Source organism: Polyangium sorediatum, assembly GCF_029946465.1.
GTDB lineage: Bacteria > Myxococcota_A > Polyangia > Polyangiales > Polyangiaceae > Polyangium > Polyangium fumosum.
The window spans coordinates 26392-51393 of sequence record NZ_JARZHI010000061.1 but is presented as its reverse complement, the minus strand read 5'-3'; the positions used below and the strand labels follow the sequence as shown (position 1 = coordinate 51393).

21 protein-coding genes and 1 tRNA gene are annotated in these 25002 nt (G+C 68.2%); 12 read left to right on the top strand and 10 right to left on the bottom strand.

The features are described 5' to 3' along the window. Positions 1–85 precede the first annotated feature (85 nt). Positions 86–1807, top strand: a complete 1722-nt coding sequence (locus QHF89_RS39085; protein ID WP_284721505.1) for a MopE-related protein — start codon at positions 86–88, stop codon at positions 1805–1807. 141 nt (positions 1808–1948) lie between these two features. On the opposite strand, the gene QHF89_RS39080 is transcribed toward QHF89_RS39085, so the two are convergent. After that, positions 1949–2926 carry an endonuclease/exonuclease/phosphatase family protein gene (locus QHF89_RS39080; protein WP_284721504.1) on the bottom strand — a complete coding sequence of 326 codons (978 nt, stop codon included), beginning with the start codon at positions 2924–2926 and terminating at the stop codon, positions 1949–1951. 295 nt (positions 2927–3221) lie between these two features. Here QHF89_RS39080 and QHF89_RS39075 point away from each other — a divergent pair, with 295 nt between their 5' ends. Beyond that, a complete protein-coding gene (locus QHF89_RS39075) occupies positions 3222–5270 on the top strand; it encodes a MopE-related protein (RefSeq protein ID WP_284721503.1) in 2049 nt (682 codons plus the stop codon). Positions 5271–5340: 70 nt separating this feature from the next. On the opposite strand, the gene ettA is transcribed toward QHF89_RS39075, so the two are convergent. Continuing rightward, positions 5341–7020, bottom strand: coding sequence for an energy-dependent translational throttle protein EttA (gene ettA, locus QHF89_RS39070; protein WP_136968373.1), 1680 nt, complete (start codon positions 7018–7020; stop codon positions 5341–5343). A 114-nt stretch (positions 7021–7134) separates the two neighbouring features. After that, a complete protein-coding gene (locus tag QHF89_RS39065) occupies positions 7135–8727 on the bottom strand; it encodes a lipopolysaccharide biosynthesis protein (RefSeq protein ID WP_284721502.1) in 1593 nt (530 codons plus the stop codon). Between the two features lie 136 nt (positions 8728–8863). Between QHF89_RS39065 and QHF89_RS39060 the strand changes: the two genes are divergently transcribed. After that, positions 8864–8939: transfer RNA gene (locus QHF89_RS39060), tRNA-Asn, on the top strand. Positions 8940–9114: 175 nt separating this feature from the next. On the opposite strand, the gene QHF89_RS39055 is transcribed toward QHF89_RS39060, so the two are convergent. Beyond that, on the bottom strand, positions 9115–9954 hold the full coding sequence (locus tag QHF89_RS39055) for an AraC family transcriptional regulator (RefSeq protein ID WP_342763983.1): 840 nt from the start codon (positions 9952–9954) through the stop codon (positions 9115–9117). Between the two features lie 249 nt (positions 9955–10203). Here QHF89_RS39055 and QHF89_RS39050 point away from each other — a divergent pair, with 249 nt between their 5' ends. Both QHF89_RS39050 and QHF89_RS39045 read left to right on the top strand, forming a co-directional pair. Further along, on the top strand, positions 10204–10902 hold the full coding sequence (locus QHF89_RS39050; RefSeq protein ID WP_136968376.1) for an O-methyltransferase: 699 nt from the start codon (positions 10204–10206) through the stop codon (positions 10900–10902). Between the two features lie 233 nt (positions 10903–11135). Beyond that, positions 11136–11927 (top strand): phytanoyl-CoA dioxygenase family protein, encoded by a 792-nt coding sequence (locus tag QHF89_RS39045; RefSeq protein ID WP_136968377.1) that lies wholly within the window; start codon positions 11136–11138, stop codon positions 11925–11927. Positions 11928–11945: 18 nt separating this feature from the next. Here QHF89_RS39045 and QHF89_RS39040 read toward each other — a convergent pair whose 3' ends face one another. Next, a complete protein-coding gene (locus QHF89_RS39040) occupies positions 11946–12866 on the bottom strand; it encodes an oxygenase MpaB family protein (RefSeq protein ID WP_136968378.1) in 921 nt (306 codons plus the stop codon). Next, the gene (locus QHF89_RS39035) at positions 12863–13579 is read right to left on the bottom strand and encodes a TetR/AcrR family transcriptional regulator (RefSeq protein ID WP_284721501.1); all 717 of its coding nucleotides are present in this window, start codon (positions 13577–13579) and stop codon (positions 12863–12865) included. Before QHF89_RS39035 ends, QHF89_RS39040 begins: the two co-directional genes overlap by 4 nt. A gap of 106 nt (positions 13580–13685) precedes the next feature. On the opposite strand from QHF89_RS39035, the gene QHF89_RS39030 reads away from it, so the two are divergent. The 4 genes from QHF89_RS39030 to QHF89_RS39015 all read left to right on the top strand — a co-directional run bounded on the left by QHF89_RS39030 (position 13686) and on the right by QHF89_RS39015 (position 17816). Continuing rightward, entirely contained in the window at positions 13686–14717 is a 1032-nt protein-coding gene (locus tag QHF89_RS39030) for a pyridoxamine 5'-phosphate oxidase family protein (RefSeq protein WP_284721500.1), read from the top strand. A gap of 80 nt (positions 14718–14797) precedes the next feature. Continuing rightward, positions 14798–15265, top strand: a complete 468-nt coding sequence (locus QHF89_RS39025; protein ID WP_136968380.1) for a MarR family winged helix-turn-helix transcriptional regulator — start codon at positions 14798–14800, stop codon at positions 15263–15265. Between the two features lie 50 nt (positions 15266–15315). Beyond that, positions 15316–16464: an alpha/beta fold hydrolase gene (locus tag QHF89_RS39020; protein ID WP_284721499.1), complete on the top strand. Its 1149-nt coding sequence runs from the start codon at positions 15316–15318 to the stop codon at positions 16462–16464. Continuing rightward, positions 16461–17816 (top strand): MFS transporter, encoded by a 1356-nt coding sequence (locus QHF89_RS39015; protein WP_284721498.1) that lies wholly within the window; start codon positions 16461–16463, stop codon positions 17814–17816. The genes QHF89_RS39020 and QHF89_RS39015 overlap by 4 nt, the downstream gene beginning before the upstream one ends. A 233-nt stretch (positions 17817–18049) precedes the next feature. Here QHF89_RS39015 and QHF89_RS39010 read toward each other — a convergent pair whose 3' ends face one another. Further along, positions 18050–18409, bottom strand: a complete 360-nt coding sequence (locus QHF89_RS39010; protein ID WP_136968381.1) for a GFA family protein — start codon at positions 18407–18409, stop codon at positions 18050–18052. 167 nt (positions 18410–18576) lie between these two features. Here QHF89_RS39010 and QHF89_RS39005 point away from each other — a divergent pair, with 167 nt between their 5' ends. Both QHF89_RS39005 and QHF89_RS39000 read left to right on the top strand, forming a co-directional pair. Next, positions 18577–20226, top strand: coding sequence for an MFS transporter (locus tag QHF89_RS39005; RefSeq protein WP_136968382.1), 1650 nt, complete (start codon positions 18577–18579; stop codon positions 20224–20226). Positions 20227–20274: 48 nt separating this feature from the next. After that, positions 20275–20661, top strand: a complete 387-nt coding sequence (locus QHF89_RS39000; protein WP_136968383.1) for a VOC family protein — start codon at positions 20275–20277, stop codon at positions 20659–20661. A gap of 13 nt (positions 20662–20674) precedes the next feature. Here QHF89_RS39000 and QHF89_RS38995 read toward each other — a convergent pair whose 3' ends face one another. Next, on the bottom strand, positions 20675–21361 hold the full coding sequence (locus QHF89_RS38995) for a glutathione S-transferase family protein (RefSeq protein WP_136968384.1): 687 nt from the start codon (positions 21359–21361) through the stop codon (positions 20675–20677). Positions 21362–21391: 30 nt separating this feature from the next. Continuing rightward, a complete protein-coding gene (locus QHF89_RS38990) occupies positions 21392–21877 on the bottom strand; it encodes a DoxX family protein (protein WP_136968385.1) in 486 nt (161 codons plus the stop codon). A 131-nt stretch (positions 21878–22008) separates the two neighbouring features. On the opposite strand from QHF89_RS38990, the gene QHF89_RS38985 reads away from it, so the two are divergent. Beyond that, positions 22009–22935 (top strand): LysR family transcriptional regulator, encoded by a 927-nt coding sequence (locus QHF89_RS38985; RefSeq protein ID WP_136968386.1) that lies wholly within the window; start codon positions 22009–22011, stop codon positions 22933–22935. A gap of 6 nt (positions 22936–22941) precedes the next feature. Here the strand turns inward: QHF89_RS38985 and QHF89_RS38980 are convergent, their stop codons facing one another. Next, positions 22942–24981 (bottom strand): AgmX/PglI C-terminal domain-containing protein, encoded by a 2040-nt coding sequence (locus QHF89_RS38980; RefSeq protein ID WP_136968387.1) that lies wholly within the window; start codon positions 24979–24981, stop codon positions 22942–22944. Between the last annotated feature and the right edge of the window lie 21 nt (positions 24982–25002).

Here is a 25002-nt window from a genome sequence, read left to right as displayed (position 1 = left end):
CCCGAGAATCCTGGAAACATCCTTCTGTCTTGCGTGCGAGGTCCGGGTGCGGGTGCGCCTGTGCTTCGTGTTGTTCGGAGGACCGATGCGATCGACGATCCCCGCCACGCTGGTGGCGCTTGGCTGCTTGGCAATTCATGCGTTTGGCTGCGCGGGCGGCGAAACCCCGGGACAAAGCGGCACCGGGGGGCTGGGTGGCGGCGGTTCCGGCGCCACGGGCGGAACCGGCGGCGGCACCGGCGGCGAAGGGGGCCAGGGGGGCGCGGGCGGCGCGACGTGCATGCCGACCGCAGAGCTGTGCGACGGCCTGGACAACGACTGCGATCAGGACGTCGACGAGGACTGCCCCTGCGTCGAAGGACAAACGCAGTCCTGCTACTCGGGCGCCAACGGCACGCAGGGCATCGGCTCCTGCACTGCGGGTCAGCAGACGTGTGACGTGAATGGCAAGTGGAGCAAGTGCAAGGGCGAGGTCGTGCCGAAGACGCAGGAGAGCTGCAACGGCATCGACGACAACTGCAACGGGACGGTCGACGACATGGCGCCGACGGTCTGCGGCTTCGGCGCCTGCCAGGTCACGGTCGTCGCCTGCGAGAACGGCCAGCTCAACGAGTGCGTCCCGCTCCAGCCCACGCTCGAGAAGTGCGACGGCCTGGACAACGACTGCGATCAGATCGTCGACGACTCGTTCCCCGAGAAGGGGAAGGCCTGCGTGTCGGAGCTGATCGGCGCCTGCTCCAAGGGCAAGTACGCCTGCACGAACGGCGCACTGGAGTGCGTCCCCGACGTCATGCCCGTCCCCGAGACCTGCAACGGCATCGACGACGACTGCGACGGCACGGTGGACGAGGACATCCCCGGCACGGGCGGCGAGTGCGGCACGGGCCTGCTCGGCGTCTGCGCGAACGGCGCGATCCAGTGCAAAAACAGCACGATCGACTGCTTCCCGATCATCCCGCAAGCGCCCGAGAAGTGCAACGGCGTCGACGACGACTGCGACGGCGTGGTCGACGAGAACAACCCCGAGGGCGGCGTCTCCTGCCAGACGGGTCAGTCCGGCGCCTGCGGGACCGGCACGCTGAAGTGCGCGAGCGGCTCGCTCCTCTGCGAGCCGAACTCGTCGGCGACCCTCGAGGTGTGCAACGGCATCGACGAGAACTGCAACGGCACGATCGACGAGGGCAACCCGGGCAGCGGCTCGGCCTGCGGCTGCGGCGGCACGACGACCTGCGCGGAGGGCCAACTCCGCTGCACGGGCGGCCCGCCGGTCTTCCTCTACGAAGACTTCGGCGACGCCCCCGACTGGACCCTCGGCCCCGAGTGGGAGGTCAAGGCGGCCGTCGCCAACGGCACCTGCAAGAACACGAGCGGCACCCACAGCGATCCGGCGACCGACACCTCGTCCTCGTCCGACAACAAGGTCGCGGGTGTGGTCGTCGGCGGCTGCTCGACGAGCTCGCAGAGCGCGACGACGCACGGCTACTACTACCTGACGAGCCCGATCTTCGACACCTCGGCGGCGCCCGGCGTTTATCTCCAGTTCCAGCGCTGGCTGAACAGCGACGTGACGCCGTACATGAACAACGTCATCGAGGTGTACAACGGCACCGCCTGGGTCCAGGTCTGGCAAAGCGGCGCCGTGCTTTCGACGGCCTCTGCCTGGACGAAGGTGTCCTACGACATCACCCCGCACAAGAACGCCACCATGCGTATTCGCTGGGGCTTCAACGTCGCCTCGGCCGGGGTCGACCCGATGGGCTCGTGGAACATCGACGACGTCATCGTCTCCACCACAATCTGCCCCTAGCCGAGGGGCGATAAGCTTGCTGCGCGCCTCGAATCGTCGGTCGGGCTCCTCGGAATACATGTGTATTCCTGCGTCGCCCTCCCTAGCTTCGAGGCGCTCGCGGCGCTTCTCGACCCTCGGCTGCGTTTCGATTTCCCGGATTTATTTTACGCCATAGGTCGCCACGATCGGCGCGTGGTCCGTTGCGTCGTCCACGTCGTCGCCGTGGCGAATGGTCACGGACGCCTGATCGAGCATCCCTGCGAGCAGAGGGTGCGACATTTGGTGGTCCACGAGCTCCAGCGCGCCCTGGTAATCGTAGGTCCAGCGGACGTTCGCCGGCACGAAGTCGGGCGCATTCGTGTACAGCCCGTCTCCCTCGCCGATCATCGCGAGGTAGGGCGGCGAGCCCGGCACGTCATTAAAGTCGCCGAGCACCAGCACCCCGCGTGACGGGTCCTCCTTCACGAGCGCGTTCGCGATCGCGCGCGTGCGTTGCGCCTCCGCGAGGCGCTTGTTCGGATTGTCGTCCTCCTTCGCCTTGAAATGCACGCCGAGGAGCACGAGCTTTCGCCCGTTGTAGGTGAGGTGGTATTCGGGGCAATCGCGCGAGAATCGATACGTCGGCCCCACCGTGCCATTCAGCGGGAATTGCTCGTCCTTGTGCGAGACGACCTTGTCGAGCGGCAGCTTCGAGAGAATTCCGATGTCCACGCCGCGCGGGTCGTTTCCGTCCACGATCCCGATGCTCGTGTATTTTCCACCAAGCTCGCTCTGCACGAGGTCCGCGAGCGAAGCCTCGTTCTCGACCTCCTGCAGCACCACGACGTCCGCGTCGATCGCCGAAAGCACCACGCCGATGGCCTTTCGATGGTTCACGTATTGCGCCGTCGACCGCACCACCTCGTCCGCCGCCGCGCTGTCGTTCTTGTCGTTCAGATAATTGCGAACGTTCCAGTTGGCCACGCGCAGCGGCAGCGGGTCCTTCGGCGCCCCGCCACCGGCGCCGCCGTTCCCGCCGCTCCCGCCCGTCCCGCCGCTCCCGCCGGCATCGCCGCCCGCGCCCTCCCGGACGCGGCCTTCCTGCCCGCACCCTCCGCTCGAAAGCACGAGCAGCGCGGTCGCGAGCGCGCCGCCCACCGTGAGCCTCCCCGCGCGGGCGAGGCAAGTCCATCCACCGAAACGAGAGCCTTGAGATCGAGAAGAAGCATGCAACATGCGCTCAGTGTCCCGTCGCCATTCCGGCGCGGCAAGCCCCGCGTCGTTCTCCGCTTCACGATGCGGCGCATGGTCAGGTTCGTAACCATGCATGAGCACGCCGCTTCGGCGCATGACGACGGGGCGCGCGGACCCCCGGCCTTTACAGCGCTTCGTGATCCATGCGAGGATCAATCGACCAGGCATTCGCTTGGAATATCCTTTTCAGGAGCGGGCCATGCGGAACCTCATGCGCGAAGGGCTGTTCGCGGGCGCAATTTTCCTCGTCGTCGGCGTCGCTGCATTCGGGTGCAGCGACGGCGGAGCCTCGTCCTCCAACGGCGCGGGCGGCAGCGGCGGCGCGGGCGGGCTCGGCGGGGCGGGCGGCCAGGGCGGCGAGGGCGGAACCGCCGTTTGCAACGAGGAGGAGACCCAGCCTTGTTATACCGGCCCCGCGGGCACCCAGGGCCAAGGGGAATGCAAAGGCGGCACCGCGACGTGCGCCGGTGGCCAGTGGTCCGCGTGCGCCGGCGAGGTCTTGCCGAGCGCCACGGAGACGTGCGACGGCAACGACGACGATTGCAACGGCCAGGTCGACGACGCCATCGCGCAGGTCACCTGCGGCCTCGGCGCCTGCTCCGTCACCGTCGATGGCTGCAAAGACGGCGCCGTCCCCGATTGCACCCCGCTCCCGCCGCCCTCGGAAACGGAGACGTGCGACGGCAGCGACGACAATTGCGACGGCCAGATCGACGAGGGCTGCACCTGCGTCGACGGACAAACGCAATCGTGTTATTCGGGCGGCGTCGCCACGAAGGGCGTCGGCGCATGCAAGGACGGCACGCAGACCTGCGCCGGCGGCACCTGGGGCCCCTGCGAAGGGGAGACCCTCCCCGTCGTCGAGGCCTGCGACGCGCTCGACAACGATTGTGATGGGATGTCCGACGAGGATCTCGGGCAGACCACCTGCGGCGCCGGCGCCTGCGCGAACACCGTCGAGAGCTGCGTGAACGGCATGCCCCAGGCTTGCAATCCCGGGATGCCGAGCCCCGAGACGTGCAACGGCGTCGACGACGATTGCAATCTCCTCATCGATGACGGCCTCGGCACGCTCACCTGCGGCATGGGCGCGTGCCAGAAGACCGTGCAGGCTTGCGTCGCGGGACAACCGCAAATGTGCGTGCCCAGCATGGGCACGGCCGAGACGTGCAACGGCGTCGACGACAACTGCAATGGTCAGACGGACGAGGGCAACCCCGGCGGCGGCGGCGCGTGCCCCACGGGCCTCCAGGGCGTCTGCGCGGCGGGCGTGCTCAACTGCCAGAACGGCTCGCTCACGTGCGCGGCGACGACCATGGCCGGCGCCGAGACGTGCGACGGCAAAGACAACGACTGCGACGGCCAGACCGACGAGGGCAACCCGGGCGGGGGCGTGGTGTGCTCGACCGGAAAACCCGGCATCTGCGGGCCGGGGACGACGGCCTGCACGAACGGCGCGCCGGTCTGCAACCAGAATGCCCAGCCCGTGGCCGAGGTTTGCAATGGCGTCGACGACGATTGCGACAGCCAGACGGACGAGGGCAACCCGGGCGGCGGCGCGGTGTGCACCACCGGCCTTCAGGGGGTTTGCGCCGCGGGCACGCAGACGTGCACGAGCGGGGCGCTCTCGTGCAAGCAGAACGTCATGCCTTCAACCGAGATTTGCGACGGCAAGGACAACGATTGTGATGGGCTGATCGACGAGACGGTCCCGAACATCGTTTCGATTTTTTCCGAGACCTTCGTGAACAACGCCGCCGGGTGGGGGCTCGGGACGGAGTGGCAGATCGGCGCGGCCAAGGTGTCCAGCGGGCACGGGTATGGCTACCCGGATCCCGCCGCGGATCATACCCTGACCGCGGACAACGGCGTCGCGGGCGTCGTCATCGGCGGCAATACGAGCACGGTGGTTCACGCGGCCTACTACCTCACGAGCCCCGTCATCAACACGAGCGGCACGGGATTCGTGACCATGGACCTCTGGCGGTGGCTGAACAGCGACTACGACCCCTACATGATCAACACGATCGAGGTCTCCGCGAACAATGGCTCGACCTGGACCGTGATCTGGCAGTCGGGCGCCATGCCGGGCATCCAGGAGCAGGCGTGGAACAACTACAACTATGATCTGACCGCCTACAAGTCCGCGACCATGCGCGTCCGTTTCGGCGTCAGCGTCAATCAGCTCGACGCGTATGTCGTGTCGTCCTGGAATCTGGACGACATCGTCATCCGCCGCTGCCAGTAGCTCCCACAAAAAACCGCCCCCGATCCTCCTGGATCCGGGGGCGGTTTTTCTTTGGCGCTCGAACGAAACGTCAGCCCACGTCGCTCATGCGCCGGTAGCGGATCCGGTGCGGCTCGTTCGCGTCGGCGCCCTTCCGGCGCTTCAGATCCGCCTCGTAGTCCTCGTAGTTCCCCTCGAACCACACGACCTTGCTGTCGCCCTCGAAGGCGAGGATGTGCGTCGCGATGCGGTCGAGGAACCAGCGATCGTGGCTGATGATCACCGCGCAGCCCGCGAACTCGAGCAGCGCCTCCTCCAGCGACCGCAGCGTGTCGACGTCGAGGTCGTTCGTCGGCTCGTCGAGCAGGAGCACGTTGCCCCCGCGGCGGAGCAGCTTCGCCAGGTGCACGCGGTTGCGCTCGCCGCCCGAGAGATCACCGACCTTCTTCTGCTGATCGGCGCCCTGGAAGTTGAACGACGCCACGTACGCGCGCGAGTTCACCTCGCGCTTGCCCACGAGCAACGTCGGCTCGCCGCCCGAGATCTCCTGCCAGACGCTCTTGTTCGGATCGAGCGCGTCGCGCGACTGATCCACGTACGCGAGCTCCACGCTCTCGCCGATCCGGAGCGCGCCCTTGTCGGCCTTCTCGAGGCCCATCATCATCTTGAACAGCGTCGTCTTGCCCGCGCCGTTCGGCCCGATCACGCCGACGATCCCGCCGCGCGGCAGCGAGAACGAGAGGTCGTCGATGAGCAGCTTGTCGCCGAACGCCTTCGTCAGGTGATCGGCCTCCACGACCACGCTCCCGAGGCGCGCGCCGGCCGGGATGTGGATCTGGCTCGGCGAGTACTCCTTCGCCTTCAGATCCTCGGCGAGCAGCGTCTCGTAGGCCGCGAGGCGCGCCTTGCTCTTGGCCTGCCGCGCGCGCGGGTTCATCCGCACCCATTCGAGCTCGCGCTCGAGCGTCTTCTGCCGCGAGGACTCCTGCTTCTGTTCGAGCTCGAGGCGCTTCTTCTTCTGTTCGAGCCAGCCCGAGTAGTTGCCCTCGTACGGGTAGCCCATGCCGCGATCGAGCTCGAGGATCCAGCCCGCCACGTTGTCGAGGAAGTACCGATCGTGGGTCACGGCGACGACGGTGCCCGTGTACTCCGCGAGGAACCGCTCGAGCCACGCCACGCTCTCGGCGTCGAGGTGGTTCGTCGGCTCGTCGAGCAGCAAAAGATCCGGCTTTTCGAGGAGCAACCGGCAGAGCGCCACGCGGCGACGCTCGCCGCCCGAGAGGAGCGCGACCTCGGCATCCGGCGGCGGCAGGCGCAGCGCGTCCATCGCGCGTTCGAGCACGCGATCGAGCTCCCAGCCGCCCGACGCGTCGATCTTGTCCTGCAAAACCCCGTACTCTTCGAGCAGCTCCTCCATGTTGTCCGGCGACTCGCCGAGCAGCACGCCGATCTCCTCGAAGCGTTTCATCAGCTTGCGCGTGTCCGCGACGGCGGCCTCGACGTTCTCGATCACCGTGCGGCCCGCGTCGAGCCGCGGCTCCTGCTGGAGGAAGCCCACGCGCGTGCCGTCGGCAGGCTTTGCCTCGCCGAGGAACTCCTTGTCGGTGCCCGCCATGATCCGGAGCAGCGTGCTCTTGCCTGCGCCGTTGTGCCCGAGGACGCCGATCTTCGCGCCGGGGAAGAAGGAGAGCCACAGGCCCTTCAGCACCTCCTTGTTCGGGGGGTGCACCTTCCGGACGTCCTGCATCGTGAAAATGAACTGATGCGCCACGTTTCTTTTACCGCTCTCGCGAGTTGATGATGAATGAGAAGGGGAGGGGGAGGCGGCGAAGGATACCGAAAGCCGACGATTCGTCACGCCCGACGTACGGGTTCTCCCGCAACTTCAGGCCTTCCCGAGGACCTTCCGGACGAGCGACAGGTCCTTCTTGCCAAGCTCGCCCGTCACCACGAGCACCGAAAGATACAGCGCGCCGGTCACGAGGCCTTGGGCGAGCACGGCCGGTTTGCCGAGCCAAGGCAGCTGCATCCCGATGGCCACCGTCACCGCCACGGCCACGAGCACCCGCACGAGCGAGAGCGGCGCGACGAACGCGCCCGCCTCGCGCCGCAGCGCGAGCGCCGCCACGACGGCCACGAGGCCGAGCGCGACCGACGTCGAGATCGCCGTCGCGAGGAGCATGGGCGGGCCAAACGGCAGGCGCGGCGTCACCCCCACGCACCCGAGCGCCACGAGGCAGACCGCGAGCGCATTGAACGCCGCGCTCATCCGCTCGCGCCCGAGGCCCGTCAGCGCCGCCGAGCTGATCCCGAGGATCGCGAACGACCCCATCCCGAGCGCGAGCACACGGAGCACCGGCCCGCCGTGCTCCCAGATCGCGCTCGATTTGTAGGCAAATCGCAGCACGTGTGGCGCGAGCGCCGCGATCGTCCCCGAGACCGCGCCCGTCACCACGAGCGCGATGCGCACGCCGGCGCGCGTGTACTCGGCGACGAGCGGCTCGCTTTTTTCGGCCCGGGCCTTCGCGAGCATCGGGAAGAGCACGAAGCTCACCGACATGAGGAGCTGGTAGGGCAGGAACGAAAAGAGCTGCACGCCGCGGTAGATCCCGAGCAGATCGTCGGACGCGGTCGCCGCGAGCCCGAGCCGGCTCGCCTCGCGCCCGGCGAAGCGGCTGAGCAGGAGGAAGTCGGTCTGGAGCAGGAGGTTCAGCGCGATCTGGCCGACCGCGAGCGGGCCGAGGAAGCCGAGGTAGTCGCGCGCGCTCGGCCCCGCGGCGCCGAGGCGGCCCACCCCCGAGCGGGTGATCGCGATCGGCACGATGAGCGCGGCGGCGGAGACGAACCCGATCGTCGCGCCGAGCGTCCCGCTCCCGCCGAGCCGGAGGAGCGTGAAGGCCCCGACGCCCATGCCGATCGTGCGCAAGAGCCCGTAGCCCACGTCGAGCCCGGCCTGATCGAGGAAACGCCTGCGTCCGTTCAGCGACCCCACGAGCGGCGCGTAGATGCCGTAGAGCAGCACGACGGCCGCGACGAGGCGCAGCGGCGTCGCGACGTGCGGGGCGCCGACCGCCGCCGCGATCGTCCCCGCGGCGAGCGCGAAGCCGAGCGAGAGCACGACCGCGAGCACCACGTGGACGCGCAGCGTGCGCGCAAAAACGGCCCCCTCCTCGCCCGCGGAGGCCGTCGAGACCGCGCGGGACACGCCCTGGAGCGCGGTCGAGACGACGACGTTGTTCAAGACGCCGACGATCGCGAGGACGCGGGAGATCTGCCCGTAGCCGGCCTGGCCGAGCAGCCGTTCGAGGAGGAGCTGCTGAACGAAGCCGAAGAGGATGAACGAGACCTTCGCGAAGGCGATGGCGAGCCCGCCGCGCCCGGCGGTGCGCGCGGCGCTGGGCGTCGGGAGCGCGGGGGCCGCTCCGCTCGCGGCAGGCGCGGGGGCATTCGTCGCGGGGGCGGGCGCGGCTTCTTGCACGGCGGCTTCTTCGCAGAACGCGCGCGGGAGGGCAACCGCTCGTTGCCGGGCCGGGAGGTGATCTTCGCGTGGGCTCGAAAAAAGTTCTTGACGGACGAAGCTCCGCGGGTATCCTCGCGGTCCGTTTCGACGCCATTCCAGCTTAGCTCAGTCGGTAGAGCAGGCGGCTGTTAACCGCCGGGTCGCTGGTTCGAGTCCAGCAGCTGGAGCCAATCAAGCAGGGTCGCGAAAGCGCGAACCACGTTCCTACCGGCCTCGGAGAGTCATCTCCGGGGCCGTTGTGTTTCTCTCCCCCGTTTTCGCGAGCTTTCGCGATCGGCGAGCACCACGCGCGTGGGGACGGCATTCGCGCCGCGAGCGCCGAGGGCGTAAAGGCGCCGCTGACGTTCAAGCCAGCGTGGCCAGGCGGCTTGCCATGTACCGCGCGGGCGACGTCCCGAGAGCTTTGCGAAACATGGTCACAAAGCTGCTCGCGCTCTCGTAGCCGAGGTCCAGCGCCACGCTTTGCACGGTCGCGCCGCGGGAGAGCTTCTGGAGGGCGAGGATGATGTGGAGCTGCTGGCGCCAGCGGCCGAAGCTCAAGCCTGTCTCCTCGACCAAGAGACGGTTCAAGGTGCGCTCGCCGACGCCGATTCGCTTCGCCCACGTCTTCGTCGTCGCGCCGTTCGCCGGATCGGCGGTCATCGCATCCACCAAACGACGGAGCCGCGGATCGGTCGGCATCGGCAGGCGGTGCTTCTCGATCGAAACCGTCGCGAGCTCGTCGAGGAGCACGCTCACCAGGCGCGCGTCCGGTCCTTCGAGATCGTAGAGCGCGGGGCGCGTCGCTAGGCGAAGCAAGAGCTCGCGGAAGAGCGGCGTCACCGACACCGCGCAGCAATCCTGCGGGAGATTCGGCGCCGCGTCGGGCTCGAGGAAGACGCTGTAACCCTCGAGCGGCGCGCGCGCGCGGATCCGATGCATTACGGACCCGGGGATCCACAGCGCCGATTGCGGCGGCACGATCCAGAGGGCGCTCGACGCTTCGCAGATGAGCTCCCCGCGCACCAGGTACATGACCTGCGATTCACGGTGCGCGTGAGGCTCGCTCTCGAGCCCGCCGCTCGCCATGCTGAGCCCGATCGCGTTCGCCGGTCGGGCGATCGCGGTCTTCACACGCCCAGGGGCCTCGAGCGCGAAACGGCTCGCGAGCGACGCGAGCGAAGACGCCGCGGGCTCGTTCGTCACCTGGACGTCTCCGTGAACCGTCCAGCCCGTCGGAGGCGCGACCCGTGCCGCTGTCGCATTCTGCCGCTTCGCTGCCATGGCCGTTTTGAAAAACAATTTGTCATGATTTCGCAATGTGGTCAACGGCGCCAGATGCTTGGATGCTCCCCCATGGCTGCGCCTTCCACCGCGCCTTCGGGCATCAGGCAATGCCTGGGAGGAGGGCGAGCGAATGCTCCGAGAATGTGTGTCCTTGACCCGAGGCCCATCATGAAAACCGATCCCTTGACCGTCCTGCCCGACGAGCGGGTGCGCGCCGTGCTGCGGCGCCTCCACGACGAGGCCGACCGGCAGGTGCCGCGTGTCCTCCTCCACTTCCTGCCGAAGCTGCCGCGGATGCTCCTCGGCCGCCGCGTCGACGCCCCGGGCACGGAGCGCGACTTCGCCGACAAATACATCGCAATCGAGCGCGATCAGGGCGCCTTCTGCTACCTGACGGCGCGGGCGCTCCACGCCAGGACGATCGTCGAATTCGGCACGTCCTTCGGCGTCTCGACATTGTGGCTGGCGGCGGCGGTGCGCGACAACGGCGGCGGCCGCGTCATCGGCACCGAGCTCGTGCCGGAGAAGGCGCGGCGCGCGCAGGCGAACCTGGAGGAGGCGGGGCTCGCGTCCTTCGCCGAGATTCGCGTGGGGGACGCGATGGAGACGCTGCAGGCGGACCTCGGCGACGTGGACTTCATGCTGAACGATGGGTTTCCCCTGCGCGCCCTCGACGTGCTGAAGCTTGTCGCCCCGGCCCTGCGTCCGGGCGCCGTGGTGGTGACCGACAACGTCGGCGTCTTCAAGGCCGACTACCGCGACTACGTCGCCTACGTACGCGATCCGCGCCACGGCTTCGCGTCGATGACGATCCCCTTCCGCGCGGGCACCGAGTACTCGGTTCGGCAACCGGCGCGCCCAGGGTGATCGGGAACGAGCGGCAGCAACGACGCGCGTTGGGGCGTTCGTGGAGCGCCCCGACGACGTATCGCTTGCGTTGGTGCGCGCGGAGCGGCATCCTCTGTCTCGATGACGATGCGCTTCGCGGTCTTCTTGCTCGGCTGAGCGTGGCCCCCAGGCCCGCATGACTCGCCGTGTGCGCTTGCCCCCCGTCGGAGCAAGTGCGCGCCACGTCTTGGCCCGTTTGCAGGAGAATCGTCATGCCCGATCGTCAGGCTGCGCTTTCGGAAGCGCAAATTGCTCAATTCGTCCACGAAGGCTACGTCCGTATCGACGACGCCTTCCCCCGCGATATCGCCGATGCGTGTCGCGCCGTCTTGTGGCTCGCAGCGGGCTGTGCGCCCGACGTGCCGTCCACCTGGACCCGACCCGTCGTTCGCCTCGGCGAGCTCGCCGCGCCGCCCTTTCGAGCGGCTGCGAACACCTCGAAGCTCCTCAGCGCCTTCGATTCGCTCGTCGGCGTCGATCGCTGGTTGCCCCGCGTAAGCCTCGGGACGTTCCCCCTTCGCTTCCCGTCGCCCGAGGATCCGGGGGATTGCGGATGGCATATCGATCCCAGCTTCGGCTGGGAGAACGAGCCGAACTTTCTCGAATGGCGCGCCAACGTCGCATCGAGAGGGCGAGCGCTCTTGATGCTATTTCTTTTCTCGGATGTAGGTGACGACGACGCGCCCACGCGCCTCCGCATCGGCTCGCACGTCGAAATCGCGCGCCGCCTCGCGCCGCACGGAGAACGTGGCCTCACGCTGGGCGAGCTGGCGAGCACGGAATTCCGCGAATCCGCGCACCTGCCCGAGGCGCTCGCCACGGGCCGCGCGGGGACCGTTTACCTCTGCCACCCCTTCCTGGTGCACGCGGCGCAGTCGCATCGTGGCCGCGTTCCACGTTTCCTCGCCCAGCCCGCCTTGCTGCCGCGTGGGCCTTTCGACCCCCGTCGTACGGACGGCCAGGCCTCCGCGGTGGAGCGGGCCATCCGCCTCGCCCTCGACTGAATTCGCCCGCGGGTAGCTCTACTCGCCGGCGACGGCTCGCTCGGCCCCCCTCTTTGCGAGAATCTCGAGCACTTTGGTGGGGCCGAGGCGGAGCCGATCATACCCCTCGGGGTAGGTCGGGTAGTTCCGGTAGATGTCGCTGTCCTCGAATTTACGCTCCTCGTAAAGCGAGACGTGGCGCGCGGCGCGGCGATAGACGGCGAAGAACACGCGAAGGGAGCGCGCGAGGCCAGGGTCGGGCTCACGGAGCCCCAGCGCGTCGCGGAACCCGGTGTCCGCCGTGAGGAACACGACCGCGGGTTCGAGGATCGGGACGAGAGCCGGCGGCAAGAGGCCCTGCACGGCGATGAGCAGACCCCGCGCGACAGCCTCGTTCTCGCTCGTGTAGCGTTGCGCGCGGCGCTCGTAGTCCTGCCGCCACGCGAAAAACGCCGCGCGGCTTTGCGGGATGTCGCGGATGTGCATGAGCTCGCCGAGCCGCCGGTAGAGGAAGTAAAACGCGTCCTTCTCCTTCTCCGTCATGGACCGATGGCCCCATTTGTCGATGAAGAGGATGGGATCGAAGACGAAGGTGCTCAGCGTGTAGAGGAAATCGTCGTTCGAGATCCGGTAGAGCCCGTGGATGCGGTTCAGGTGCTCGACCATCTCGCGGCTCGCGCGTGATTCGAGGCCGGGCCGGTGGATCTCGCTGAGGATGCCCTTCGTGTCGTCGAGCCGCTTCGGCCCCTCGCGCTCGTACTGCCCGGTCGCGTGGAGCAGCTTGCTGATGGTCGGGATCGTGAAGGTCCTGAGCTGCGCGATCTCCATCGCGAGGAGGATCTCGAACGGGAAGACATGGTTCGAGAGCGCGAAGATGATGGCCTCGTAATCGCGCTCGGGATCGAGCCGGGCGATCTCGTCGTCCCAGCGGCGTGTGCGCAGGAAGATGGGCAGCTTCATCGGGTGACCTTTCTGGGTTCGAGCATGGCGACGACGGACGCGACGACGACCTCGCGCCGGTGCTCGACGGAGCCGGGCAGCCCGAGATCGACTTCTTGCACCGCGTAGCTCGTCACGAGGCTGGCGAGGACGCAGGCCGCGTCGCTCGAATCCGTGGGCAAAACGAGCAGACCCTCGGCCGACCGCTGGCCGAGGTAGCGCTCCACGGCGCCCGTCAAATACCCGCGGACGTTCTCGTCCCAGATGTGCCGGAGCTCGGGCGATTCGAGCGCGCTCGCATTCATGATGCGCGCCCCCGCCCGATACCTCGTCGCCAGGTCGAAGAGCCCGCCGACGACCCCCGCGAGCTCCGTGCGCGCTTCGGCGGTCGTGCTGGGAGCGGGCCCGCGGAGCGCGTGTTCGAGGGCTGCCACGCGGCGGCTCGTTTCGAAGAAGGCGCGCAGGAAGGACTCGATCTGGCCGGGCTCGGGGTTCGGCACCGGGAGCTTTTGAGGGGGCTCGTAAGGATCCGGCGAGGCGGCGGCGCGCCGCAACACCTGCTCGAACAACGCGTCCTTGCCGCGGAAGTAACGGTAGAGCGCCGGTTCGCTGACCCCGACGGCCGCAGCGACCTCCGAGAGCCGCGTACGCCGATAACCGCGCGTCGCGAACAGCGCCTCGGCTTCGTCGAGGATGCGGGTGAACGTCGCTTCGGACTCGGCAGAGAGCGGCACGGCCCCGATCATTAGTTAGTCATTCACTAACTGCAAGGGAAATGCGGCGGACGCGCCCGAACAAAATGAAGTTGCAAGTCATCATCAAGAAGCGCAGGATGAGGGTGTGGAGTTGAAGACCATCGAAGCGCTGGAGCAGGTCGTTGGCAGCAGACCCCTTCCGGTCTTGATGAAGGCCATCGACACGCTCGACGTGCATTGCGTGCGTCTCCTCGCGCGCTCGCCGTTCGCCGTGCTGGGCTTCGCGGACACCGACGGCCGCGCGCGCGCGTGGCCGGTGGGAGGCACCCCAGGCTTTGCGCGCTCCATCGAGGGGACGCACCTGCGCTTCACGTTGCCGGAGCCCGCGGCCATCGATGTTCGCACCGGGTGCTCGCTCCTCTTCTTCATTCCGGGGCTGGGCGAGACGCTGCGCGTGAATGGCCGCCCCTCCCTCGACGGCGCGGAGCTGACGGTCACCGTCGAGGAGGCCTTCATGCACTGCGCGAAGTCGATTCTGCGGTCCTCGTTGTGGGAAAAGCCGGTGGAAACCTCGCTCCCGCGGCTCGCCGCTCCCTCGGGGCCGCTGGCCGACGCCGAGGTGCTGGCGTTCCTCTCCCACACACCCTTCGTGACGTTGTCCTCGTGGGATGCGCAGGGCGCGGGCGACACGAGCCCCAAAGGAGATCCGCCGGGGTTCCTCAAAGTCGACGCACGAGGCCGGCTCGCCGTGGCGGACCGACCGGGCAACCGGCGCACCGACACGTTCCACAATCTGCTCGAACAGCCACGCGTCGCGCTGCTCGCGCTCCGGCCCGGCGACGATCGTGTGGTGGAGCTCTCGGGCCGCGCCTCGCTCACCACCGACCCGACCTTGCTCTCGTCGATGGTGGTCGAGAACAAAACGCCGAAGCTTTCGATGCTGCTCGACGTCGAATTCGCGCGCCTCGTCCCCAGCGCGGCCGTGCGCGACGCACAGCTCTGGAACACGTCACGCCACGTACCCCGCAGCGAGCTGCCGAAGATGGCCGAGGTCTGCATCGACCACCTGAAGCTAAACAAGCAGAAGGGCCTCGCGGCGTCCGCGGTGCGCGCGCTCGCCTCGAAGACCGTGATCGGCTGGGCGCTCGAGCAGGACTACGAAAAGAACCGCTACTGACGGAGGCCCTGCGCCTCGGGCGGGACGGGCGCGTGCGCTTGGCTTGACAGACACGTGCATATGCACTTAGATGAGGGGCCATGGCGTCCTCGACGGGTGGCCGGCCCACGGAAGCACCACTCGCCTCCAGCGAGACCCTCTGCAACTGCCTCGCCGTGCGCCAGGCGGCTCGCCAGATCACGCAGCTCTATGACGAGGAGCTCGCGGGGACGGGGCTTCGCGCCACCCAGTACGCCGTCCTCTCCCGCCTCTCGCGTATCGCCCCGGCGACGGTGCAGGACCTCGCGGAGGCGCTCGTGATGGATCGGACCACGCTCGCCCATAACCTGAAGCCCCTCGAACGAGAGGGCCTCGTCGTGATGGGCGTCGCCGCGCATGACCGTCGGGTCCGGGAGCTTCGTCTCACCCCGGCGGGAATGGCGAAGCTCCACGAGGCGCGCGTCGCGTGGGCGCGCGCGCAGGCCCGATTCGAAGACGCTTTCGGCGCCGAAGACGCCGCCGAGCTTCGTCGGCAGCTCGCACGGGCCGTCGAAGCTGTCCGTACCTGAAGGTGTCTCCAAGGAGGACCTCGATGAATCGCCGTCTCAAAAGAGTGCATATGCACTTATCGACATGGGTGATGGTCACGCTGGGCCTCGCAGGCGCCGGGTGCGTGGCCTCTCCGCCCCCCGAAACGCCGGCCCGGACACCGGCGAGGACGCAGCCGACGACGGCCGCTCCTTTCAGCTCGGCGGGCGTGATCGCGGCGCGCGACGGCACGGCCGTATTCCACGACGTGCATTTCGCCGACGGCCGCGTGCTCGACGAGGTCCGCATCCATTACGCGACGGCCGGCACGCCTCGCCGCGACGACCGCGGGCGTATCATCAACGCCGTCTTGATGCTCCACTGGACGGGCTCGAGCGGCGATGTCCTGCAGGGGCGCGCCTTCGCGGACGCGCTGTATGCGCCAGGCAAACCGCTCGATCTCGCGCGTCATTACCTCGTCTTCATCGACGCGCTCGGGCACGGACGATCGAGCAAGCCGAGCGACGGGATGCGCGCGCGGTTCCCCTCGTACGGATATGAGGACATCGTCAGCTTGCAGCACCGTACCGTCACCGAGGCGCTCGGCCTCGACCATCTCCACGCCATCGTGGGGCTGTCCATGGGCGGGATGAACGCATGGCAATGGGCCGTACGCTACCCCGATTTCATGGACGCGATCCTCCCGATCGTCGCCCTCCCGGCGCCCATCTCGGGACGCAACCTGATCTGGCGACGCTTCGTGGCCCTGCACATTCGAAAGGACCCCACGTGGGCCGACGGCAACTACACGAGCCCGCCGCGCGGGTGGACCGAGGCATTCCCCGTCTTCCGCATGATGCTCGACGGCGTCCCCCACCTCCACGAGACCGTGCCCGACCGCGACGCCGCCGACACGTTCGTCCGCGATGCGTCGGCGCAGGCCGCTCGGATGGACGCAAACGACATCCTTTACGCGCTCGAAGCCTCGCGCGACTACGACCCGAGCCCGGCGCTGGAGCGCATTCGCACCCGCGTCTTCGCGCTCAACTTCGCCGACGACGAGTTCAATCCCGTCTCGCTCGGCATCCTCGAATCGAGCATGCGGCGTGTTCCTCGCGGGAAATACGTCATCCAGCCCGGCACGACCGCATCATTTGGCCACTTCACGCAAGCGCACCCCGAGGTATGGGCCCCAAGGCTTAGCGCGTTCCTCGCCGAGCTCGAAGGAGCCACCCCGTGACGACCTCCTCCTCGAAACCTCGACCCATCGAGACGTTGCTCGTCGTCGGGATCGCGAGCGTCCTTTCGTCGCTCGATCTCTTCGTCGTCAACATCGCCTTCTCGTCGATCAAGGAGAGCTTCCCCGACACGACGAACCAGGCGCTCTCCTGGGTCCTCTCCGCATACTCGATCCTCTTCGCCGCGATGATGATCCCCTCGGGTCGACTCGCCGATCGGTATGGGCGCAAGCGTGTCTTTCGCCTCGGCCTCGTCGTGTTCGGCATCGCGAGCGCGGCGTGCGCGCTTGCCCCGAGCGTCGCGATGCTGGTTTTCGCGCGCGCCATCAAGGGCGTCGGCGCGGCGATGATGGTTCCCACGAGCCTCGGCCTCGTCCTCGCGGCCTATCCGCGCGACAAACACACGCAAATGGTCGGCGTGTGGGCGGCCACCGGCGCGGTCGCGGCGGCGCTCGGCCCGGTCGTCGGCGGTGCGCTCGTCCATCTCGATTGGCGCCTGATTTTCCTCATCAACGTGCCGTTCGTCGCCGTGGCGACCTGGCGGAGCAAAGGGCTCGTCGACACCGATTATGGCGGAGGGAAGACGCCGGATCTTTGGGGCTCGTCCTTGCTCGCGCTCGGCATTGGCGCGATCGTCGCGGCCATTTCCTATGCCCCGGAGTGGGGCCTCGCCAGCCCGCGGTTCGTCGTGACGACCTCCGTCGGCGTCGTCCTCCTCGCGTGGTTCGTATGGCGCTGCCGGACATCCGCGTCCCCCGCGCTCGACCTGCGGCTCTTTCGCATCCCGACATTCGCGGTCGCCACGATCGGCATGGGCTGCTTTTACATCGGCTTTGCGATGATGCTCCTCGGGGGCACGTTGTTCCTCACTTCGGTCTGGCGCTGGGACACGCTCGTCGCCGGCGCGGGATTCGCGTGGGGACCCGCGACGGCGGCCGTCACCGCGCTCGTGGCGGGCCGGCGAAACGTGTCGCCGAGGTATGCGACGATCCTGGGGGGCTGCCTCTTCGTCCTCGCGTCGTTTTGGTGGTACGCAATGCTCGACGAGGCGCCTGCATGGCCGACGCACTTCCTGCCCGCGTCGCTCCTCTTTGGTGCGGCCGCGGGGATCGCGCAGACCGGCTTCCTCGCGGGAGGAACGGCATCCCTCCCGGCGTCCGAATACGCGACGGGCACCGCCATTCTCAACACGGCGCGCCAGCTCGGCGGGGCTGTCGGCGTCGCGCTCTTCGTGGCGCTCACCGGGACGGCGACCCTGGCCTCTCAGTATGCTCCCGCGTGGCTCTCGATCGCGGGCTTTGGCCTCGTCACCTGCCTGTCGTCCTTCGCGCTCCGAGCGCCCCGCGCGGCCTGATCAAGCCGAAAGCCGCCTTGCGAGCGCGCGAGCGAGGGCTCGTCGCGTTCGAAGACCTTGGAGGGGATGCCGCCTTCGCCTTCGACGGCCGAAGGCGAAGGCGGCACTGATTTCGTTGGAGCAGAAAGCGATGGCCCGCTTCCGCGCGGAGGAGAAGGCGCTCTTCGTGCGCCTCTTGCAGCACGTGGTCGGCAACCTGGAGACGTGACTCGGTACAGCGCGTTCGCGCCTCGTCAGAGGCTCTTCCCGTCGAACTCCTTCACCTTGAACGCGCTGAGGTCCACGTCGTCGATCGTGCGCACGTTGATCGCGTACATCTCGGTGCCGTCGGGCATCGCGCCGCGCGCGAACGAGCGCACCCCGCAGGACGGGCAGAACTGGTGGTGGATGTGTTTCTTGCCGAACTGATAATCCGTGACGACGTCCCCGCCCGAGAGGACCGTGACCGCCGCGGCCGGCACGAAGGCCAGGAACGAGCCCGTCTTCATGCAAATGGAGCAATTGCACGACACCACATCCTGGATGCCGGCCTTCACCTCGTAACGAACCTTCCCGCAATGACACCCGCCCGTGTACGTCTTCGCCTCGGTCATGTGTTCGACCTCCCTCGTGCGTCGTCCTGACGCGCGCCGCAGTTTGTCCGAGTGCGCGCCCCGGGTCCACGGGGAAGTGCATCGTCCGACCGGACACGCAAGAAAGCGGCGTCGTGCTAGGCTCGGCCCATGCTCGACAGGCTCCGCGTCGAGAGAGAACCACCGCGATGATGGCAGCGACAAGTGAACCCGTGGCGCCCGACGCGTGGGCGCCGCTACGCCGCGAGGTATTTCGATCCTTGTGGTTCGGCGCACTCGCCTCGAATGTCGGGCTCTGGGTCCAGAATGCGGCGGGGAGCTGGGACATGACGTCGTTCGGGACGGCGCCCGTGTACGTGGCGCTGCTCCAGACGGCTTCGAGTTTGCCCGTCTTCCTGATCGGTTTGCCCGCGGCGGCGTTCGGCGACATCTTCGATCGCCGGAGGCTCCTCGCGTCGTTCGCCGCGTGGATGGTGCTCGTTTCGGCCCTGCTCGCGGCGCTCTCGTTTGCCGGGCTCCTCGGCCCGACGAGCCTCCTCGCGCTCACGTTTGCCCTCGGCCTCGGCTCCGCGCTCTCGGCGCCGCTCTGGCAGGCCATTCTCCCGTCACTCGTCGACAAGGCCGAGCTCGCTTCGGCCGTCACCTTGAGCGGCGTCGCCGTCAACGTCGCGCGTGCGCTCGGCCCCGCCATCGGCGGTATCGGCCTCGCCCTCGCGGGCAGCGGGCCCGTGTATACGTTCAACGCGCTTGCGTTTTTCGTCGTCGTCCTTCAGGTGCTCCGCTGGAAACCGCCCGCCACGAAGGCGACCTTGCCGCCCGAGCGTGTCGTGGGCGCGATCGTGGCAGGCCTTCGTTATGCGCGCCGGGCACCCGCGCTCCGTGCCGTCCTCTTTCGTGCAGCGGCCTTCATCGTGGCCGGCAGCGCATTGTGGGCGCTGCTCCCCGTCGTCGCGCGGCGCGAGCTCCACATGACCCCGCTGCGGTTCGGCATCCTGCTCGGTTGTATTGGCGCGGGCGCGCTCGCCGGCGCCGCCGTCATGCCACGCGCGCGCCAAAAACTCGGCTCCGATGGCCTCGTCGCCATTGCAACGGTCGCCTATGCCGGCTCGATGAGCCTCCTCGCGCACGTTCGGATCGAGGCCTTGCTTTATGCAGCCATGCTCGCCACGGGCGTCGCGTGGATCAGCATCATGTCGAGCTTCAACGTCGCCGCGAGCTCGGCGGCGCCGGGCTGGGTGCAATCGCGCGCGCTCGGCCTTTACCTCCTGGTGTTTCAGGGCGGACTCGGGCTCGGCAGCTTCGGGTGGGGCACGCTCGCCGGGCGTATCGGCAGCGCCGCGACGCTCTCGGTGGCCGCCGCCTGCGTCCTCCTCGGCCTGCTCTCGGCGCTCCGCTGGAAACTCGGCGCCGCGCGGAAGGACGATGTCGCGAGCTTCGACGCGTGGCCCGAGCCCGTGATCGAAGCCCCGATCGACATCGACGCCGGCCCCGTGCTCGTCGAGCGCCGGTATGTCGTCCGGCCGGAACACCGCGTCGAATTCCTCTCGCTCGCCGCGGAGCTCGAATCCCTCCGGCGCCGCGACGGGGCCATCGATTGGGCGCTTTATGAAGACCTCGGCAGCAAGGACCGGCTCGTCGAGACGTTTCTCGTCGCCTCGTGGGCCGAGCATCTCCGCCAGCACCGCCGCGCCGTCGCGGCCGACAGGGCGCTTCTCGATCGCATGCGCGCCCTCTCCGAGGACGCCGGCGTCGTGCACCTCGTCGACGCGCGTTCGGCGGCCGCGGCTCGCGCGCGTGGCCTCGAAATCGCGGATCGCGCGCACCCGGAAGAACCGTGACAAACCCCCCTTGAACCCCGCGCCGGCCCCGTGATACAAGCCGCCGCCATGAAGCTCGGGTACGTCATTCTCTACGTGCAAGATGTCGAGGCGGCCGTCGTGTTCTACGAGCGAGCCTTCGGGCTCACGCGGCGGTTCGTCCACGAATCGAACCAATATGCGGAGATGGAGACGGGCGCCACCGCGCTCGCCTTCGTGAGCGAATCCCTCGCCGGCTCCCACGGTTTTTCGTTCCGCGCGAGCCGGTCGACCGAGCTTGCGGCCGCGGTCGAGCTCGCGCTCACCACGCCCGACGTCCCCGCGGCCTTCGAGGTCGCCGTCGCCGCGGGCGCCGCGGCGGTGAGCGCGCCCAAGACCAAGCCTTGGGGACAAACCGTTGCTTATGTGCGGGATCTCGACGGGTTCCTCGTCGAGCTTTGCACCCCGATGGGATGACCGGCGGCGCGGCTCAGGCGCCTTCGGGCGCCTGACGAAACAGGTAGGCGTCGTACCCGGCGAGGAACTTGCGCAGTTTGTCCGGGTAATTCGCGGGCACCGCGCCCTTCACGCTCGGCCGCTCCGCGAGCGCGGCCTTCCAGGCCCGCACGCGGGGCGCCTTCTCGAACACGCGCGTGTCCCGGATCGCGTCGATCACCTCGAAGTATCGGAACGCCGAGGCGATGACGGCGTCGACCATGCTGAACGTGCGCCCGTGGAAATACGGCCCGTCCGAGAGCGCGCCTTCGAGGATCTCCACCTTCGACACGATCGCCTTGCGCTTGGCCTCGAACACCTCGGCATCCTTCGTCGTTTCGAGGGCCCAGATGTCTCCGAGCAGGCCCGACGCGAGATCGAACCAGGCGCGGTCACGGGCTCGCTCGATCGGGTCCTCCGGGTGCAATTTCGGCCCCGGCTGCGTCTCCTCCAGGTACTCGCAGATCGCGAGGCTCTCGAAGAGCACGGCGTCCTTGCCGCTCTCGTCCTGCACGCGGAGCAAGGGCACCTTGCCGAGCGGTGAGATCGCGAGGAACCAGTCGGGTTTGTTCGAGAGATCGATGTCGATACGCTTGAAGGCGACCCCTTTTTCGGCGAGCACGATGGCGGCGCGCTGGACGTAAGGGCAAAGCTCGTGGCTGATGAGGGTGAGTTGCGACATGGCGTGCTCCTTCGTTTGGTGCCGTGCGCGTTAGCCGTGCGCGAGAGCTTTGGCCAGCCGCGGCGCGGGCGCAAGCTTCTCGACGAGCCAAGAATCGAGCGCGTACTTGCCGCCGCCGAAGACCATCACGGGCACGCTCAACGCGAGCGCGAGCAGGTGATACTCGAAGCCCTCTCCTTGCTGCGCGCCGAACCAGTTCATGAAGAACCCGTGCTGGGCGTGCGAGGTCACGATCGCGCCGAGCATGACCGACGTGATCCCGAACGCGGCCACGCGGGAGAACGCGCCGAACGCGAGCAGGACCGCGCCGGCCGATTCGCCCAGGATGACGAGGAGGGCGAGCGGCGCGGGCAGGTGCATGGTGTTCGTGAAAAACCCCATCGTGCCCGAGAAGCCATATCCGCCGAACCAGCCGAAGAGCTTCTGCGCCCCGTGCGGGAACACGACGAGCGCGAGGACGAGGCGCTGCACGAAGAGGGCGAGGTTCTGCTCTTGGGTCTCGAGAAGTCGCTTCATGACGATCTCCTTTGCCCCTCTTGTGTAACGCGCGGCCGCCCCCTCGATTAGGCGAGGCCAGGCGCAAGCACTGTTCTCCTCCGGGCAACAATCCCGCGCCGCGTCGGGCGCCCTCCTGCTATCGTGCCGGGATGTCGTTCGACCTCGAGTCCCTCGCTTCCATGGCCCTCTTCGCACGCGTCGTGCAGGCGCGTTCCTTCACGGCCGCCGCCGCGCAATCCGGCATCGCGAAGTCTGCCGTGAGCCGGCGGATCGCGGGGCTCGAACAACGCCTCGGCGTCGAGCTCCTGCGCCGATCCACGCGCAAGCTCGCGCTTACGGACGAGGGCCTGCGCTTCTACGAGCATTGCAAGAGGATCCTCGAAGCCGCGAGCGCCGCCGAGGACGCCGTCTCCGCCGCGAGCGAGGTGATCCGCGGCCGCATCCGCATCAGCGCACCCGTGACGTTCGCGCGGATGTACCTCGTCCAGGCGCTCGCCGCGTTCCTCCGCGAGAACCCCGAGGTCGAGATCGATCTCGTGCTCGACGATCGATTCGTCGACGTCATCGAGGGCGGCTTCGACCTGATCCTCCGCATTGGCCGGCTCAAGGACGCGAGCTTCGTGGCCCGGCGCATCGCCACGGACCGGATCGTCGTCGTCGCCGCGCCTTCGTACCTCGACCGTCTAGGCACGCCCGAGACGCCCGAGGACCTCGTGAACCACAACTGCCTGCGTTATGCGCTCGTCCCGGCGAGCGGCGAATGGCGGTTCCGCGACGAGGCCATTCCCGTGCACGGGAACCTCACCGTGAACGACGGCGCCACCCTCGTGCAGGCGGCGATCGCCGGCCTCGGCCTCGTGGTCATTCCGATGTTCATGGTCGCGTCCGACGTCGCCGCGGGCCGGCTCGTCCTCGTGCTCGAGGCCCATCGCCGGGGGGAGATCGGCATTCACGCGGTCACGGCCCAGGGCAAAGGGTTGCCCCGACGTACCCGCGCGCTGCTGGATTTTTTGAGCAAATGGTTCGACGACCGGTGCTGGGAGGCCCTCCGCGAGAGGGCCTCCCCCACGGTTTGACGGGGCTCAGCCGCCGGGGCTGAACATGATGGGATACACGACCGTCACGATGCCGCCTTCCGGCTGCGGGAAGGACAGACCATAGAAGGCGCGGACCACGCACGACACCACGCCGCCGTCCGGCATGTCTGAACCGCCATTGCCCACGTTCGACACGGCGCCGTCACGGCCAATGACGAACCGAACGCCCACGCGGCCCTGGAGGTTCGGGTTGTTCCGCAGGCCATTTTCGTAGCAAAGGCGGAACCGGCCGAAGTTCTGGCGCACGATGCGCTGAATGACCTCGGGCGGGAGCCGACCGCTCACGCTCGTGGCGCCCATGCGCACCTGCGGGGGCTTCGTGCGGTGCGCGCCGGCGAGCCGACCGTGACCCGAGCCGAAGCCCTGGCCCGTGCCCGTGCCCGCGCCGTGCCCGATCGTGCCGATCGAGCCGAGGCCAATGCCCTCGCCGCGGCCGCCGCCGCCCTCGCCGATACCGGACAAACCGAGGCCGCCCGCGCCGAACGAGTCGCCGATGTTGTCGCCCCACATGTTGCCGCGCGCCGACATCGCGTCATTGCCGAGCGAATCGTCGCGGCCCCACGGAGCCGTCGGCGCATTCGGATCGCCGCCGGCGCCCGCATTGAGCAGGCCGATCATGCCGAACTCGGCCGCGTCACGCAGCGCTGCCTGCCGCGCGATGTGCGGATCGGCGTTGTCCGCCGGGCCCTGCACGCCATACCGATTGCCCGACGCCTTCGTGGTCGGGTTCCCCATGGAACCCTCCTCGCCCTTCGCCTTCGTGCCCGTGCCGCCTTCCTTGTTGTCGGCGCTGTTCTCCGCCGTCATTTCGGTCGGCTTCTCTTCCTGCTCCTTCTCCGCCGCGGCATTGAGGAACTGCTGGATCATGAACTTTTGATCGTCCGAGACCCCGTCATCGTCGGTCGCGCCCATCGGCGGCATGAAAAACGCCATTGCGGCGAGCAGACCCACGTGCACGGCCGTCGAGAGGCCGTGATAGAGGTAATTCTGCGTGTCGAATTGCACGTGGCCCGCGACGACGCGGCCCGCGTTCACCGTCGACACCTGGAAAATCAGCCCGTCCACCTCGATCCGCGCCTTCGAGCCGGGCGGAAGCGTCATCTGGAACGCGCCCGAGAGCTCCGCGCACGGCTGCGTCTTTCCGCTGTCGATCGCCTGCTGCACCGTCATCTTCGGCTGACCGGCGATTTCGATCGTGCCCTTCGCTCGCGGCAGGAGCACCACCGAGACTGCCCCGCCGCGATCCGCGAGCACCACGGGCGCGCGCGTCGTGCCGAGTTTCTCCTGCGGGACGAAGTAATCACACTTGAAGTTCTTCGTCTCCTCCTCGCCCACGTAATACGAGCGCGGCGGCGTCAGGTGCGCGACATTCAGGACCGTTTGATCCCAAAGCACCATCACCTCGACCGACGCGGACGGCGTCTCGACCTCGTCCGACGGGACGTCCGGGCCGCTCTTGACGAGCTGGTACGTGTACGAACCCTCGGGCGCGTCGTGCGGGACCTCGTCGTGCGCGGGCGGCTTCGGCTGCGCAAACGGGTTCTGCATGCCAAACGGATCGCCGCCGCCGAACGGGCTCGCCGCCGCCGCCGCGCCAAACGGGTTCGCCCCGCCAAACGCCGCGGGAGCCGCGGGGGCGCCGAACGGGTTCGCCGAGGGCGACGCGAACGGGTTTGCCCCGGGCTTCGCCGCGCCGGCGGCGACGGCCACGGGCTCGGCCTTTTCCAGCAGGATCTTCGTGCCGCCGATCTGGAGTTGATCCCCCGCCTTGACCTTCACCTTGTTGACGCGCGCGCCATTGACGAGCGTCCCCGGCTCATTGCCGAGATCGATCAGGGTGATGTCCTCGGGCGACGCGACCTCGATGACCGCGTGCATACGCGAGGCGAGTTCATCGTCCACCCGCAGGTGGCTCTTCGGATCCTTTCCGACCTTGACGATGTCTTGCGTCACCGTCTCGCGACGGACGAGCGCGTCATTCTGGTACAGCGCGAACGTGAGCGCGACCTTTTGCTTGCCTTCCATGGTGAGCCAGCCTTTCCTGCC